The organism is Hahnella aquatica (SeqCode) (assembly GCF_965194505.1).
GTDB classification, from domain to species: Bacteria; Pseudomonadota; Gammaproteobacteria; order Burkholderiales; family Burkholderiaceae_A; genus Hahnella; species Hahnella aquatica.
The window spans coordinates 988,224-1,003,491 of record NZ_OZ239144.1; the positions used below are offsets into that span (position 1 = coordinate 988,224).

The 15,268-nt window shown below is 62.9% G+C and carries 13 protein-coding genes; 12 read left to right on the forward strand and 1 reads right to left on the reverse strand.

Going from position 1 to position 15,268, the window contains the following annotated elements; genetic code table 11:
• The 9 genes from AC8GDA_RS05125 (at position 1) to yoaA (ending at position 11,009) form a co-directional block, all read left to right on the forward strand.
• The gene (locus AC8GDA_RS05125; RefSeq protein WP_506555468.1) at positions 1-294 is read left to right on the forward strand and encodes a succinate dehydrogenase assembly factor 2; all 294 of its coding nucleotides are present in this window, start codon (positions 1-3) and stop codon (positions 292-294) included.
• A 37-nt stretch (positions 295-331) separates the two neighbouring features.
• Entirely contained in the window at positions 332-1,642 is a 1,311-nt protein-coding gene (gene gltA / locus AC8GDA_RS05130) for a citrate synthase (RefSeq protein WP_506555469.1), read from the forward strand.
• Between the two features lie 87 nt (positions 1,643-1,729).
• Entirely contained in the window at positions 1,730-4,585 is a 2,856-nt protein-coding gene (locus AC8GDA_RS05135; protein ID WP_506555470.1) for a 2-oxoglutarate dehydrogenase E1 component, read from the forward strand.
• A 33-nt stretch (positions 4,586-4,618) separates the two neighbouring features.
• Complete coding sequence (odhB, locus tag AC8GDA_RS05140) at positions 4,619-5,887, forward strand: 2-oxoglutarate dehydrogenase complex dihydrolipoyllysine-residue succinyltransferase (protein WP_506555471.1); 1,269 nt, start codon at positions 4,619-4,621, stop codon at positions 5,885-5,887.
• A 9-nt stretch (positions 5,888-5,896) separates the two neighbouring features.
• On the forward strand, positions 5,897-7,312 hold the full coding sequence (gene lpdA / locus AC8GDA_RS05145; protein ID WP_506555472.1) for a dihydrolipoyl dehydrogenase: 1,416 nt from the start codon (positions 5,897-5,899) through the stop codon (positions 7,310-7,312).
• A gap of 20 nt (positions 7,313-7,332) precedes the next feature.
• On the forward strand, positions 7,333-8,445 hold the full coding sequence (gene zapE, locus AC8GDA_RS05150) for a cell division protein ZapE (protein WP_506555473.1): 1,113 nt from the start codon (positions 7,333-7,335) through the stop codon (positions 8,443-8,445).
• 16 nt (positions 8,446-8,461) lie between these two features.
• Complete coding sequence (locus AC8GDA_RS05155; protein ID WP_506555474.1) at positions 8,462-8,815, forward strand: hypothetical protein; 354 nt, start codon at positions 8,462-8,464, stop codon at positions 8,813-8,815.
• A gap of 9 nt (positions 8,816-8,824) precedes the next feature.
• The gene (locus tag AC8GDA_RS05160) at positions 8,825-9,025 is read left to right on the forward strand and encodes a YdcH family protein (RefSeq protein WP_506555475.1); all 201 of its coding nucleotides are present in this window, start codon (positions 8,825-8,827) and stop codon (positions 9,023-9,025) included.
• A gap of 7 nt (positions 9,026-9,032) precedes the next feature.
• On the forward strand, positions 9,033-11,009 hold the full coding sequence (yoaA, locus tag AC8GDA_RS05165; protein WP_506555476.1) for a DNA repair helicase YoaA: 1,977 nt from the start codon (positions 9,033-9,035) through the stop codon (positions 11,007-11,009).
• Here yoaA and AC8GDA_RS05170 read toward each other — a convergent pair.
• A complete protein-coding gene (locus AC8GDA_RS05170) occupies positions 10,953-11,822 on the reverse strand; it encodes an outer membrane protein assembly factor BamD (RefSeq protein WP_506555477.1) in 870 nt (289 codons plus the stop codon). The genes yoaA and AC8GDA_RS05170 overlap by 57 nt on opposite strands.
• Positions 11,823-11,837: 15 nt before the next feature.
• Between AC8GDA_RS05170 and AC8GDA_RS05175 the strand changes: the two genes are divergently transcribed.
• The 3 genes from AC8GDA_RS05175 to AC8GDA_RS05185 all read left to right on the forward strand — a co-directional run bounded on the left by AC8GDA_RS05175 (position 11,838) and on the right by AC8GDA_RS05185 (position 15,260).
• Entirely contained in the window at positions 11,838-12,815 is a 978-nt protein-coding gene (locus AC8GDA_RS05175) for an RluA family pseudouridine synthase (protein WP_506555478.1), read from the forward strand.
• The gene (locus AC8GDA_RS05180; RefSeq protein ID WP_506555479.1) at positions 12,808-13,587 is read left to right on the forward strand and encodes a purine nucleoside phosphorylase YfiH/LACC1 family protein; all 780 of its coding nucleotides are present in this window, start codon (positions 12,808-12,810) and stop codon (positions 13,585-13,587) included. Before AC8GDA_RS05175 ends, AC8GDA_RS05180 begins: the two co-directional genes overlap by 8 nt.
• An 83-nt stretch (positions 13,588-13,670) precedes the next feature.
• Positions 13,671-15,260 (forward strand): PHA/PHB synthase family protein, encoded by a 1,590-nt coding sequence (locus AC8GDA_RS05185; RefSeq protein ID WP_506555480.1) that lies wholly within the window; start codon positions 13,671-13,673, stop codon positions 15,258-15,260.
• The last annotated feature ends 8 nt before the right edge of the window (positions 15,261-15,268 follow it).

Sequence of the window (15,268 nt, forward strand, 5' to 3'; positions counted from 1 at the left end):
ATGCTCGCAGATCCATTCAGCCAGTCGCACAACAGTGCGCTGGCCCCCGAGGATCAAGTGCGTCGTCTGCGGTGGCGGGCCCGCAGGGGGTTGCTTGAGAACGACATCATCATCGACCGCTTTTTTGCCAAGTGGTCGACCCAACTCACAGAGGCGGACCACGATGGCCTGGCCCTCTTGCTCGACCTCACCGACAACGACCTCATGGATCTCCTGCTCGCCCGCCGCGAGCCCGAAGACCACCTTAATACGCCTGAGGTGACGGGCGTCCTCATGAAGCTTCGCGAGGTCTAGTTCACACCGTATTCAAAACCAAGAAGGGAGCAGTCGAATGACCACAGAACACAAAGCCACACTCTCATTTAGCGACGGAACGCCCTCCGTCGACTTCCCTGTGATGAAGGGAAGCATTGGCCCAGACGTCATCGACATTCGCAAGCTCTACGCCAGCACGGGCAAGTTCACCTACGACACGGGATTTCTCTCGACGGCCTCGTGTAACTCCACCATCACCTACATCGACGGCGACGCCGGGCAGCTGCTCTACCGTGGCTACCCCATTGAGCAGCTTGCAGTCCATTGCGACTTCCTAGAGGTCTGCTACCTGCTGTACTACGGCGAGCTGCCCACACCCTCCCAGCACGAAGAATTCAAGAGCCTGGTGGCCCATCACACCATGGTGCACGAGCAAATGCAGTTCGCCATTCGCGGCTTTCGTCGCGACTCACACCCCATGGCCATCCTCACGGGGCTTGTGGGCGGCATGGCGGCCTTCTACCCCGACAGCCTCGACATCAACTCGCCCGAGCAGCAAGACATCTCGTTTGTGCGACTGATCGCAAAGATGCCCACCATGGTGGCCATGGCCTACAAGTACTCGATCGGCCAGCCCTACATCTACCCTGTGAACAAGCTCGGCTATGCCGCCAACTTCATGCACATGATGTTTGCCACGCCCTGCGAGGACTACGAGCCCAATCCGGTGCTCGTGCGAGCCATGGACCGCATCTTCACGCTGCATGCAGACCATGAGCAGAATGCGTCCACCTCGACGGTTCGGCTCTGCGGGTCCTCGGGCACCAGCCCCTTCTCGGCCATTGCAGCCGGTGTGGCCTGCCTCTGGGGCCCTGCGCATGGCGGTGCCAACCAGGCCTGCCTGGAAATGCTCGAGCAGATTCAGGCCGAAGGGGGCCTCGCCAAGGTTGGTGAGTTCATGGAGCGCGTCAAGGACAAGAACTCCTCGGCCCGCCTCATGGGCTTTGGCCACCGCGTATACAAGAACTTCGACCCTCGGGCCAAGCTCATGCAAGAAACCTGCAAAGAGGTGCTCACGGAACTGGGCCTGGAGAACGACCCCATCTTCAAGCTCGCCATGGCGCTCGAAAAGATCGCTCTGGAGGACAAGTATTTCGTGGAGCGCAAGCTCTACCCGAACGTGGACTTCTACTCCGGCATCGTTCAACGGGCCCTTGGAATCCCGACATCCATGTTCACCTGCATTTTTGCCCTGGCGCGCACCATTGGCTGGGTGGCCCAGTGGAAGGAGATGATCACCGACCCCGAGTACAAGATTGGTCGGCCGCGTCAGCTCTACACCGGCGAGGTGGCTCGTACTGTTCAGCCCAGAAAGAGTCGGGCATAATCGCGCCATCCAAGGCGCGGTGTAGCCGCAAGTTGGAAGGGAAACCCTGCATCGTTTCAGGCCGTCGGCCAAGAAAGGTGAGTCAGCATGATGAAGAGCCAGCAGCTCAATTCCTACCTCTTTGGTGGGAACGCGCCCTACGTTGAGGAACTCTACGAGGCCTACCTCGACAACCCGGGCTCCGTCGCCGACAACTGGCGTCGTTACTTCGACCAACTCCAGAACGTGCCGGCTGCCGATGGCTCCCTCGAGGGCCGAGACCACGCCCACGCACCTGTGGTCTCCTCCTTTGCCCAGCGGGCGAAGGCCAACCAATTCTTGCCGAGGGTTGCCGAGCGTGATCTCTCCGTGGCCCGAAAGCAGGTGCATGTCCAGTCCCTGATTGCTGCCTATCGCAACCTTGGCAACCAATGGGCAGACCTCGACCCCCTCAAGCTGCGCGAGCGGCCCAGCATCCCGGAGCTCGAGCCCGCCTTCTACGACTTCACCGACGCCGACCTCGACACGGTCTTCCGTGCCGACAATCTCTACTTTGGTCAGGAACAGATGACGCTTCGGGAGATTCTCGAGGCGCTCAAAGAGACTTACTGCGGCAAGGTGGGCGCCGAGTTCATGTATGTGATGGACCCAGCCGAGAAGCGTTGGATTCAAGAGCGCTTGGAGTCCACCCGAACCAACCCCCAGTTCAACGCCGAGAGCAAAAAGGCCATCCTCTGGCAGGTGACGGCAGCCGAGGGTCTGGAGCGTTTCCTACACACCAAGTATGTGGGCCAGAAGCGCTTCTCACTCGAGGGCGGTGAGAGCTTCATTGCTTGCATGGATGAGCTCATTCAACTGGCCGGTGTGGCTGGTGTCGAAGAGGTGGTCCTTGGCATGGCCCACCGTGGCCGCCTGAACGTGCTGGTCAACACCCTTGGCAAGATGCCCACCGACCTCTTTGCCGAGTTCGAGGGCAAGCACGCAGACGACCTTCCGGCTGGCGATGTGAAATACCACCAGGGCTTTTCGAGCGATGTCTCGACACCGGGCGGACCCGTGCACCTGTCGCTGTCGTTCAACCCGTCGCACCTCGAGATCGTCAATCCCGTGGTGGAGGGCTCGGTGCGCGCCCGGCAAGACCGCCGTGGAGACATCGAGGGCAAGAAGATTCTTCCCGTGCTGGTGCATGGTGATGCTGCCTTTGCCGGTCAGGGCGTGGTCATGGAGACCTTGAACCTGGCCCAGACCCGTGGCTACAGCACGGGTGGCACGGTGCACATCGTGATCAACAACCAGATTGGCTTTACCACCTCCGACCCGCGCGACACCCGTTCCACCCTGTACTGCTCGGATGTCGTCAAGATGATCGAGGCACCCGTGCTTCACGTGAACGGCGACGACCCGGAGGCCGTGCTCTTTGCAACCAAGGTGGCCATGGACTATCGCTCCACCTTCGGCAAGGACGTGGTCATTGACATTGTCTGCTTCCGAAAGCTCGGCCACAACGAGCAGGACACACCGGCCATGACACAGCCCATGATGTACCGGCGCATTGGTCAGCATCCAGGTACTCGTCAGCTTTACGCAGACCGGCTTCTCGCCCAAGGTGTGCTTTCAGAGGGCGAGGCCGATCAAATGGTGGCTTCTTTCCGATCAGCCATGGAAGAGGGCCGCCAGACCCGCGAGCCTGTTCTCACCAACTACAAGAGCCGCTTTGCTGTCGACTGGGCGGCCTACCTCGACAAGAAATGGACAGACGAGGCCGACACCGCCTTGCCAGAGGCAGAGCTCGCCCGTCTGGCCGAACGCATCACGACGGTGCCCGATGGCTTCACCCTGCATCCGCTGGTGGAGAAGGTGGTCAACGACCGCCGTGCCATGGGCAAGGGCGAGATGAACCTCGACTGGGGCATGGGTGAGCACCTGGCCTTTGCCAGCCTCGTGGCCAGTGGCTTTCCGATTCGGCTGAGTGGCCAAGACTGCGGCCGCGGCACCTTCACCCATCGGCACTCGGTGCTGCACGACCAGAACCGTGAGCGCTCCGACACCGGCATCTATGTGCCGCTGGAGAACATCGCACCGGGCCAGGCCAACTTCACGGTCATCGATTCGGTGCTCTCGGAGGAGGCCGTGCTGGGCTTTGAGTACGGCTACTCCACTGCATCACCCGACACCCTGGTCATCTGGGAAGGGCAGTTCGGCGACTTTGTGAACGGCGCCCAGGTGGTCATCGACCAGTTCATTTCATCGGGTGAGGTGAAGTGGGGCCGTCAGAGCGGCTTGGTCCTCTTTCTGCCTCATGGACACGAGGGGCAGGGCCCGGAGCATTCCTCGGCCCGCCCGGAGCGCTTCCTGCAGCTCTGCGCCGACACCAACATGCAGCTGGTCCAGCCCACCACGGCGGCCCAAATATTCCACCTGCTGCGCCGGCAGATGATCCGCCCGTTCCGCAAGCCCCTCATCGTCTTCACGCCGAAGTCTCTGCTGCGCAACAAGGATGCAGCATCTCCGCTGGAGCAATTCACCAAGGGTGGCTTTCAGACGGTCATCGGCGAATCTGCGCCGGGAATTGACCCGAAGAAGGTCAAGCGCATTCTCATTTGCAGTGGCAAGGTCTATTACGACCTGGTCTCGCAGCGCCGAGAGCGCAGCCGAGACGATATCGCCGTGCTGCGTCTGGAGCAGGTCTACCCCTTCCCGCACAAGGCCTTCGGTGCCGAGGTCAAGAAGTACCCGAATGCCACCGAGGTGGTCTGGGTGCAGGACGAGCCCCAGAACCAAGGCTTCTGGTTCCAGATTCAGCAGAACTTCCGCGAACACCTGGCCGAGGGCATGAAGCTTGGCTACGCCGGTCGGCCCGCGTCGGCCTCACCGGCCTCCGGCTACCTGGAGCGGCATCACATGCGCCAGAAGGAACTGCTCGAGGCGGCCTTTGCGCGGCTCAAGAACCCCCAGGTCATCTGATCCCAATTCATTCCTCATTCAAACGAGTCGAACATGTCCATCCAAGAAGTGAAGGTCCCGCAGCTGTCTGAATCCGTTGCCGAGGCAACGTTGTTGCAGTGGAAGAAAAAGCCCGGTGAGGCGGTGAAGGCCGATGAGATTCTCATCGAGATCGAGACCGACAAGGTGGTGCTGGAGGTGCCAGCCCCGGCGGCCGGTGTGCTCACCGAGGTGCTCAAGGGCGACGGCGGCACCGTGGTCTCTGGAGAGGTGATCGCGCGGGTCGATACCGACGCAAAGACAGCCACACAGGTCACCAGCGCGCCGGCCGCAGCCCCCGCTGCTGCAGCGGCACCGGCTGCAGCGCCGGCGGCATCCACCAAGTCGACGGGCGTGGCCATGCCAGCGGCCGCCAAGCTCATGGCCGAAACCGGCGTGAGCCTCTCGAGTGGCTCTGGCAAGGACGGCCGAATCACCAAGGGTGACGTGCTCGCAGCTGCTGCAGCCCCTTCGGCTGCACCTGCCCGGGCCGCAAGCCCAGCGCCGGCCCCTGCGGCCAATACAAGCGTGAGTGCTCTGCCGGCAGTCATTCCGCAGTTTGGTCCGGAGGCCATGCTCAATGAGCGGCCTGAGCAGCGCGTGCCCATGAGCCGCCTGCGTGCTCGGGTGGCCGAACGACTGGTGCAGTCGCAGTCCACCAATGCCATTCTCACCACCTTCAACGAGGTGAACATGGCGCCCGTCATGGCGCTGCGCAAACAATATGTGGAGCGCTTCGAGAAGGAACACGGCGTGAAGCTGGGCTTCATGTCCTTTTTTGTGAAGGCGGCCGTGGCGGCGCTCAAGAAGTACCCCATCCTCAATGCCTCGGTGGATGGCAACGACATCGTCTATCACGGCTACTTCGACATCGGCATCGCTGTTGGCTCGCCGCGTGGCCTGGTGGTTCCCATCATTCGAAACGCAGACCAGCTCACCTTTGCCGAGATTGAGAAGACCATTGCAGACTTCGGCGCCAAGGCCAAGGACGGCAAGCTCACCATCGAAGAACTGACGGGAGGCACCTTCTCGATTTCCAATGGCGGCGTCTTCGGCTCCATGCTCTCCACGCCCATCATCAATCCGCCACAGTCGGCCATTCTGGGCATTCATGCCACCAAGGATCGTGCCGTGGTGGAGAACGGCCAGGTCGTGGTTCGGCCCATCAATTACCTGGCGATGTCTTACGACCACCGCATCATCGATGGCCGAGAGGCGGTGCTGGGCCTGGTCACCATGAAGGAGGCGCTCGAAGACCCCTCACGGCTGTTGCTGGAAATTTAAGGAGACGCCATGTCACAGGTCTACGACGTTCTGGTCATTGGGGCCGGGCCAGCCGGATACATTGCGGCCATTCGGGCAGCACAACTTGGCCTGAAGACGGCCTGCGCCGAGAAGTGGATTGGCCCCAACGGTCCCGTGCTCGGCGGCACCTGCCTCAATGTGGGCTGCATCCCCTCAAAGGCGCTGCTCGCCTCGAGCGAGGCCTTTGAACAGGTGGCCCACCATGTGGATGTGCACGGCATTGAGGTGGCCGCGCCCAAGATCAATGTGCCCAAGATGCTCGCCCGCAAGGACGAGATCGTCAGCAAGATGACCAAGGGCATCGAGTTCCTTTTCCGCAAGAACAAAATCACGTGGCTCAAGGGCCACGCCACCATTGTGGACAAGACGGCCGATGGCATTCAGGTGGTCGTCGAGGGCGACACCGTGCTGGCCAAGAACCTCATCATCGCCACGGGCTCCAAGGCCCGGCACCTGCCAGGTGCGACCGTCGACAACGTCACCGTCTGCGACAACGAGGGCGCACTGCAGTTTTCTGAGACGCCGAAGCGACTCGGTGTGATTGGTGCGGGTGTGATTGGCCTAGAGCTGGGCTCCGTCTGGCGCCGCCTGGGCGCAGAGGTCACGGTCTTGGAGGCGGCACCCCAGTTTCTGGCCGCCTGCGATGAAGCTGTCAGCAAGGAGGCCTTCAAGCTCTTCACCAAGCAGGGCCTCACCATTCATATGGGCGTTTCCATCGGCGAGATCAACGCAACCAAGAAGGGCGTGAAGGTGCCTTACACCGACGCCCAGGGCAAGGCACAGACCTTGGAGTGCGATCGACTGATTGTGTCCGTGGGACGCCAGCCCAACACCGAGGGCCTCGGCCTGGAGAAACTGGGGCTGGCTGTCGATGCCCGAGGCTTCATTCCCGTGGACGACCACTGCCAGACGAGCGTGCCCGGGGTCTGGGCGGTGGGCGATGTCGTGCGCGGCCCGATGCTCGCGCACAAGGGCGAGGACGAGGGCGTGATGGTGGCCGAGCGCATTGCAGGCCAGAAGACCCACATCGATTACAACTGCATTCCTTGGGTGATCTACACCGCGCCCGAGATCGCCTGGGTGGGCCAGACCGAGCAGGCCTTGAAAGCCGCAGGCCGAGCCTACAAGGCAGGGAGCTTTCCCTTCGCGGCCAACGGCCGTGCCCTGGGCATGGATGCAGCCGATGGCTTCGTGAAGGTCTTGGCCGATGCCCAGACCGATGAGATCCTCGGGGTGCACATCATTTCCGCTGCGGCCTCAGACCTCATCGCCGAGGCGACCGTGGCCATGGAGTTCAAGGCCTCGGCCGAGGACATCGCCAGGGTCTGTCATCCCCATCCATCGCTGTCCGAGGTTGTGCGCGAGGCTGCCCTTGCAACGGACAAGCGCGCCCTGAACATGTGAGTTTGCATGGGGCTCCTCCGGTGAGGGTCTCCGACTTCTACCTGGCTGAAGTGGCGCGCAGGGGCTACGAGCCCCTGGCCCAGCAGGCGCCAGGCCTTCGGGCGCTGGACCGTTGCTGTGATGAATGGGTGCACTACAAGCAGCGGCGGGGCGGCCGGCTCTCCAAGATGCTCATCCATCCGCCATTGCCCCGGGGTGTATACCTCTGGGGGGGTGTGGGCGTGGGAAAGAGCTTCCTCATGGACTGCTTCTTTCGAATGGTGCCACTGGAGCGCAAACTTCGAATTCATTTGCATGAGTTCATGCGGGCCACCCATCGGGAGATGGCCGACCTGAAGATGGTCGAAGACCCGCTCGGGGAGGTCGCCGAGCGCATCGCTCGTCGATACCGGCTCATTTGCTTCGATGAGTTTCACATCTCAGACATCGCCGACGCCATGATTCTAGAGCGGCTGTTTGGCGCCCTGGTTCGGGCGCGGGTGGCCTTTGTCATGACCTCGAACTATCACCCCGACACCCTGTATCCCGATGGCCTACAGCGGGAGCAATTGCTGCCAGCCATCGAACTCATCAAGGCACAGCTCGAGGTGGTGAGCCTCGACGCCGGCCAAGACCTTCGCCGCCTGCAAGAGGCGCCAGCCGACCTCGATGAAAGCCTCTATCGAACGCCCCTGGGCGCAGCCGCCGAGCGCGGCCTGGCGGGGGTGTTCCGGCGTTGGTGCGACGGTCCCATTCAGGAGCGTGAAACGCTCACCATTGAAAGCCGGCCAATTCCCACCATTCGCACGGCCGGTGGGGTGGCCTGGTTTAGCTTTGAGACCCTCTGTGCGGGGCCGCGTTCACAGAACGACTACCTGGCACTGGCCGATCGATTTCACAGCATCCTGCTCTCAGACGTGCCCAAGATGCCAGTCTCCATGGCCTCAGAGGCCAGGCGCTTCACATGGCTGGTTGATGTGCTCTACGACCATGGGGTTCGCCTGGCGCTGAGCGCTGAGGTGCCCCCCGACAGCCTCTACACCCAGGGCACCCTAGCCCAGGAGTTCAAACGCACCGCCAGCCGGCTGATCGACATGCAGTCGGCCAACTATTTCAAGTCAGAGCGTCGTCAGAGCGTCGCGCGCCTGGCCTAGGTGCGATAATCCGGCCATGCGACGTCTTTCCTGCGCCATTCCCTTTTTTCTGGCCTTTTTGGCAGGGCCACTCGTGGCCGCCGAGCTCGAGCCCCACGAGAAGGCCGCCATCGAGAGGGCGCGCCAAGCGATCGCCGTTCTTGAGCAGGACCATCAGACCCTCATGTCCGATGCACACCTCAAGGAAAAGGCCTGCCTGGCCCGGTTTGTCTCGGCATCCTGCCTGGAAGACCTTCGCCAGGCGGTGACCAAGGCCAGCCGCGACATCGATCTGGCCGCCGAGACCTTGCGAGAGTCGATTCGACAGGTGCAGGCCGATGCCCGCCAGCGTGCTCGCAATGCGCGGGTGGCTACTCAGCCGAAGTCATAGTTCATGCCGTTGTCCGACATTCGTACGCTCCAGATGCAGATGCTCGAACTCGAGGGCGAGCATCGAGAACTCGACCACCTCATCGAAACCCTCGAGCAAGGCCCTGTGCTCGATGAGCTGGCCATTCGCCGGCTCAAGAAGCGAAAGCTCGCCCTCAAAGACCGTCTGAACCAGCTCGCAGAGCAGTTGCGGCCCAACGAGCCCGCCTAGACCGGGGGTGTCTGCACGCGAACTCCTCGGGCCAGAGGGGCCCCTGGCGAGCGGGCTGCCGGGCTACCGCGCCCGAGATGGCCAGATTGAGCTGGCCCAGGCCATTGAGGCCGCACTCTCAGGCGAATCCCCCTTGCTCGCCGAGGCGGGCACCGGCATTGGGAAGACTTTCGCCTACCTCGTTCCCCTGATGTCCTCCGGCCGCCGAGCCATGGTGTCCACAGCCACGCGCTCGCTACAAGACCAGCTCTTCAACCGCGACATTCCTCGACTGCGCGAGTTGCTGCGGACCGATCTTCAGGTGGCAAGGCTCAAAGGCCGCTCGAACTATTTGTGCACGCACCGGCTGGCTTTGGCCCAATCCGATGCGCGCCTGGCCACGCCTCGGGATGCGCAGGCGCTGCGCACCGTGGAGCAGTTCGCACAGGTCTCCACCGACGGCGACATTGCGGGCTGTGAAGGGGTTCCAGAGTCTTCGAGCATTTGGCCCTTGGTGACCTCGAACACCGAGAATTGCCTGGGCCAGAACTGCCCCAGCATTGGGTCCTGCCACGTCATCAAGGCCCGAGAAAAGGCGGCGGCTGCAGACCTCATTGTGGTGAACCATCACCTGCTCTGCGCCGACATGGCGCTTCGGCAGCAGGGCAGCGGCGACCTGCTGCCCGCGGTGGAGGCCGTGGTGATCGACGAGGCCCATGCCCTGCCGGACATTGCCACCCAGTTCTTTGGAGCGGTGGTCTCCTCCCATGGCCTGAGCACGCTGTGCCGAGAGAGCCTGACTGCGGGGCTCATGCACGCCCGAGATGGTGCCGACTGGGCAGGGCTGTGCGGCGCTGTGGAGCTGGCCACCTTGAAACTGCGCGCCGCATTGGAGCTGCCCCAGCCGCAGGCCAGGCGCCGCTGGACAGACCTCACCGGCGCGCAGCGGCTTGCCCTCGATGCCGCATGGGCGGGCCTGACCGACGCCCTGGAGGCCCTTCGCGCAGCACAGTCTGAGAACGCACCGCGCCACGCCGAGCTGGAGCGCCTCAATGATCGCAGTGCTCTGGTTCTCGAGCGAATGTCGCAGGTGCTCCCAGACGAGACCGCGCCTGCGGGCTCGCCCGAGGGAGTTCACTGGATCGAGGTCTCCAAACAAGGCATCAGCCTTCATTGGGCACCGATCGACATTGCCAGCATCCTGGCGCCGCTCTTGGCCGAGCCACTGGCGCGTCACTGGGTTTTTGTGTCGGCCACGTTGGCCCTGAAGGATTTCTCTTATTTCTCGAGTCGACTGGGCCTGGTGCCGGAGCAGTCGCTGCAGCTGCCAAGCCCCTTTCAGTTCGACGAGCAGGCCCTGCTCCTGGTGCCAGAGGGCCTGCCAGACCCCAAGGCGCCCGACCTCATGGACCAACTGCTGGCCCACCCTGGGCTTGAGGGCCTGATGGCCGCCTCGCCTGGTGGCATCTTCGTGCTGTGCACGAGCCTGCGCGCGGTGGAGCAGGCCCGGGTACGACTGGAGGCCTGGCGCAAGGCCGGTCGGCTGCAGCGAACGGTCTATGTGCAAGGGGAGGCCGCCCGTGACAAGTTGCTTGCAGCATTTCGTGCCGATGGCCAGGGCATTCTGGTGGGCAGCGCGAGTTTTTGGGAGGGCGTGGATGTGCCTGGCACAGCCCTGTCTCTGGTGATCATCGACAAGCTGCCATTTGCCTCACCCGATGACCCCATTCTAGAGGCACGCATGGCGGCCTGCCGGGCCCGAGGCGGCGACCCCTTTCGAGAGATTCAACTGCCTGAGGCCACGCTGGCCCTCAAGCAGGGCGCGGGCCGCCTGATCCGGACGGAAACCGACCGTGGCGTGCTGGTGGTGGGTGATCGACGGCTGGCGGAGACGGCCTATGGCCGGCAGATGCTCAAAAGCCTGCCCGCCTTTCGGCGCACAAGAAAACTAGAAGAGGCTCGGGAGTTTTTCCCAGACCTTCAGCTTGGACCAGATCCCACCTGATTCAGACGCGCCATCGATGCCACCCCGTTTGCGGGGGTCGTAGGCCTGCGTCAGGTAACCGCTCTTGGGGTAATTGGCCTCCAGCACGCGGCGCGCGTCTTTGCTGAGCTGCTCCAAGCCCAGGGCTTCATAGCCATGCACCATCTGCGCAAGCGCCTCCTCCACGGCTGGGGCATCTTGGAACTGCTTGACCACGGTCTGGGCCCGATTCACCGCCGCCAAGTGCGCCCCACGGCGCAGGTAGTAGCGCGCCACGTGCACGTCGTTCTGGGCCAGCACATTGATGAGAAACCGTGAACGTGCGGCAGCATCTTCAGCGTACTTGCTGTTGGGAAAGCGGGCCACCAGCTCTTTGAAGGTGTCGAAGGCCTCGCGTGCGGCCTTGGGATCGCGCTCGGCCATGTCCTCGCCACTGACCGACGTGAACAGGGTGGCGCGGTCGTTGAAGTTGATCAGGCCCTTGAGATAGAGGACGTAATCCACCGACTCATGGTTCGGGTAGAGCCGCAGGAAGCGATCGACCGCGGCAAGGGCCAGGCCAAGTTCGTTGTCCTTCCAGTGGGCGTAGGCCGTGTCGATCTGTGCCTGCTGGGCGTAACGCCCAAAGGGGTAGCGAGACTCTAGCTTTTGAAGCAATGTGATGGCCTGGGCCCAGTTGCCTGCAGACATTTCGTCCTTGGCCTCGGCGTAGAGGCGATCGGCTGTCCAGTTAATGGTTTCATCCCGCGCCGCCATGTCTGCAGCGCAGCCCGTCATGAGCACGGCGAGGAAGACGAGTGATAGATTTCGAATCTTGAGCAGCATGCGATTCATTGGAGAGCGGTCCCGGTGGAGTTAGAAGATGATATCAGCCCGCTTCGTGTGCAGGTCGATGCGTCGGCCGCCGGCGAGCGGCTCGATCGGCACCTGTCGGCCTGGCTCAGCATGCATTCCCGCGCTCGCCTGCAAGGTTGGATCGAGGAGGGCGCTGTGCTGGTCAATGGCCAAGTGGTTCGGCCCAGCCGCGTGCTTCGCGCACTCGACTGGATCGACGTCAACCCGCCGGCGCCGGAGCCTCAGGGCGAGTGGCTGGCCGAGCCCATGCCATTGGTCATTCTTCATGAGGACGACAGCATTCTGGTGGTCAACAAGCCCGCCGGTCTGGTTGTGCACCCGGCCGCCGGACACGCCCATGGCACCCTGTTGAACGGCCTGTTGCACCACTGCCCAGCACTGCGAGGGGTGCCGCGGGCCGGCATCGTGCACCGGCTCGACCAGGACACCACCGGCCTGATGGTGGTGGCCAAGACCCTGGAAGCCCAAACCGAACTGGTTCGGCAGTTGCAGGCGCGCAAGGTGCAGCGGCGTTACCTGGCCTTGGCCTGGGGGGTGTTGCGACAGAACCGCAGCGTGATCGGTCAGCTGGGCCGAGACCCGCGTGATCGCCAACGCATGGCCGTGCTGCCCGAGCCGCAAGGCAAGCCCGCCACGACCCACCTGCGCCCCAGGGCCGAGGGGCAGTGGGAAGGGAGGGCGGTGTCCCTCATTGAGTGCCGGCTCGAGACGGGGCGCACGCACCAGATTCGGGTGCATCTGCAGTCGATTGGGCTGCCCATCCTGGGCGACCAGACCTATCGTCAGGCCGCGCCACGGCTCCCACCTCCGCAGGGTTGGGCGCGGCAGGCCTTGCACGCCGCAAGCCTGCGCTTTGACCACCCGGTGGCCGGAACACCCGTGCTCATTCAAGCGGCCCCACCCCCCGATTTTCAGGCCTTGGTGGCCGCGGTGGGCATCTCCGCAGACGACTTGGTGCTTGTACATGATTGATCAGATCGCAGGATTTCCGGCTGGGGTTCGTGCGGCCTTGACCCAGCGCGGGGAGGGGCCCATGGGCCTGAACCTGGGCAGCCATGTGGGCGACGAGCCCGCAGCCGTCAGGCGCAACCGCTTGGCCTTTGCGGCGGCCATTGGGGCTCGGCCCGTGTGGCTTCGTCAGGTGCACGGGCATCGGGTGGTGGCCCTCACGGGCGATGAGCCCGATGACCAACTGGAATGCGATGCGGTCTGGACCCAGCAGCCTGGGGTGGCCTGCACCATCATGACGGCCGACTGCATTCCCGTGCTGGTGAGCCATGAGCAGCTTGCCCTGGTGGGAGCAGCCCATGCGGGCTGGCGGGGGCTGGCCGCCGGCGTGATCGAGAACCTCCTGGAGGCCATGTGGCAGGCTGCAGCGCTGCAGTCCTCGGGCCCGCACGCCTTTCAGGTGTGGCTGGGCCCGGCCATTGGACCCACCGCCTTTGAGGTGGGCCCGGACGTGCTGGCTGCCTTTCCCGAGGACCCCAACCGTTTTGTTGCAGGGCGTCAGGATCGCTTTTTAGCCGACCTTCACGGCCTGGCCCAAGACCGCCTGGCCCGCTGGGTGAGGGACACCAGTCAGTCGCCTGCAGCCGTATCGGCTGTATTGTCGGCCTGTTCGCCAAGGCTCACAGTAGGTGCCGATGGCCGCTGTACCGCCTCAAATCCGAAGCGTTTTTTCTCATTCCGAAAGCAGCCGCAGTGCGGTCGTTTTGCTGCTGCAATCTGGTGCACAGGCATTTGATTTCCGCCGCAGTGCCGCGCACAATGGCACGGACATAAGGAAAAGGTGAATCCCAGTCACCCAACAGAGGGAGAGATGTGCGCATGAACGAGCCCGCCTTCAAGCCGATCAACGATCGCCTGCAAGCCATCCAGCAAGACTATTTCCAGCGCCTGTCGGCCCTGATGATCTCTCCGGAAGAGGTCGGCAAGCTCACCGCCAGCGACCGCCGATTTGCGGGCAATGCCTGGCTGAACAGCCCCCCGTTCTCGGCCATGGCCGCGCTCTATTTGCTGAATTCAGAAGCCCTCATGGCCATGACCGATACCCTCGACATGGAGCCCAAGGCGCAGCAAAAGCTCAAGTTCATGGTGCAGCAGTGGGTGGATGCCACCTCGCCAGCCAATTACCTGGCCACCAACCCCGAGGCCCAGCAGAAGATGCTGGACACCAAGGGCGAGAGTCTGCGCGCGGGCATCGAACACCTGCTGCGCGACATGAACAAGGGCCGGATCTCCCAAACCGATGAGTCCGTCTTCGAGCTTGGCAAGAATCTGGCCAGCTCGCCTGGCTCGGTGGTCTATGAGAATGAAGTCTTTCAGCTCATCCAGTACGCACCCAGCACGCCGAAGGTGGGCAGCCGCCCCTTGCTGCTGGTGCCCCCGTCGATCAACAAGTTCTACATCATGGACCTCCAGCCCGAGAGCTCCTTGGTGAAATTTTCAGTCGACCAAGGCAACACGGTGTTCCTCATCTCTTGGCGCAACCCCGGTGCAGACCAGGGCAAGCTGCGCTGGGACGACTATGTGGAGAGCGGCATTCTGAAGGCCATCGAGGTCTCCAATGAGATTGCTGGAAGCGACGACCTCAATGTGCTGGGATTCTGTGTGGGCGGCACCATGACGGTCACCGCACTGGCGGTGCTGGCCGCTCGGGGGCAGAGCCCGGTTTACTCGCTCACCCTCATGACCACCCTGGTCGATTTCGACAACACAGGCGTGCTCGACATCTTCATCAACGAAGAGCATGTCCGCTCGCGCGAGGCCTCCCTTGGCAAGGGCGGCATTCTGCCTGGCCAGGAGTTGGCCACCACCTTCTCGTTCCTGCGGCCCAACGACCTCGTCTGGAACTACGTGGTCAAGAATTACTTGAAGGGCGAGAGCCCACCTCCCTTTGACATCCTCTACTGGAACTCGGACAGCACCAACCTGCCCGGCCCGTTCTTTACCTGGTACCTGCGCAATACCTACCTGGAGAACAACCTCATCAAGCCCAACAAGGTCACCATCTCAGGCGAGAAGATCGATCTGCGCAAGGTCAAGCTGCCGGTTTATGCCATGGGCGCACGCGAAGACCACATCGTGCCTTGGGAGGCGGCCTGGTCGAGCGCCACACTCTTTGGGCCCAAGACCCGTTTTGTGCTGGGGGCCAGCGGCCACGTGGCCGGCAGCATCAACCCTGCCTCGAAGAACAAGCGGTCTCATTGGGTCGCTGAAGGCCTTGGGAAGTCGGCCGACGACTGGCTCTCGCGGGCCAAGGAAATTCCAGGCAGCTGGTGGAACGACTGGGCTGCTTGGCTCTCCAAACACCAGGGCCCGGCGGTGGCACCGCCGAAGAAGGCAGGCAAGGCACCCCGTTACAAGGTCATTGAACCGGCCCCGGGTCGCTACGTGGGGGTTCGACACGGCAAATAAAACCCGCT

Bases quoted from the DNA above. Each gene is read 5' to 3' on its own strand.
- AC8GDA_RS05180 (WP_506555479.1), top strand. From the start codon at position 12,808: ATGATTGATCAGATCGCAGGATTTCCGGCTGGGGTTCGTGCGGCCTTG.
- AC8GDA_RS05185 (WP_506555480.1), top strand. From the start codon at position 13,671: ATGAACGAGCCCGCCTTCAAGCCGATCAACGATCGCCTGCAAGCCATC.
- gltA (WP_506555469.1), top strand. From the start codon at position 332: ATGACCACAGAACACAAAGCCACACTCTCATTTAGCGACGGAACGCCC.
- lpdA (WP_506555472.1), top strand. From the start codon at position 5,897: ATGTCACAGGTCTACGACGTTCTGGTCATTGGGGCCGGGCCAGCCGGA.
- AC8GDA_RS05135 (WP_506555470.1), top strand. From the start codon at position 1,730: ATGATGAAGAGCCAGCAGCTCAATTCCTACCTCTTTGGTGGGAACGCG.
- AC8GDA_RS05155 (WP_506555474.1), top strand. From the start codon at position 8,462: ATGCGACGTCTTTCCTGCGCCATTCCCTTTTTTCTGGCCTTTTTGGCA.
- AC8GDA_RS05125 (WP_506555468.1), top strand. From the start codon at position 1: ATGCTCGCAGATCCATTCAGCCAGTCGCACAACAGTGCGCTGGCCCCC.
- odhB (WP_506555471.1), top strand. From the start codon at position 4,619: ATGTCCATCCAAGAAGTGAAGGTCCCGCAGCTGTCTGAATCCGTTGCC.
- AC8GDA_RS05170 (WP_506555477.1), bottom strand. From the start codon at position 11,822: ATGAATCGCATGCTGCTCAAGATTCGAAATCTATCACTCGTCTTCCTC.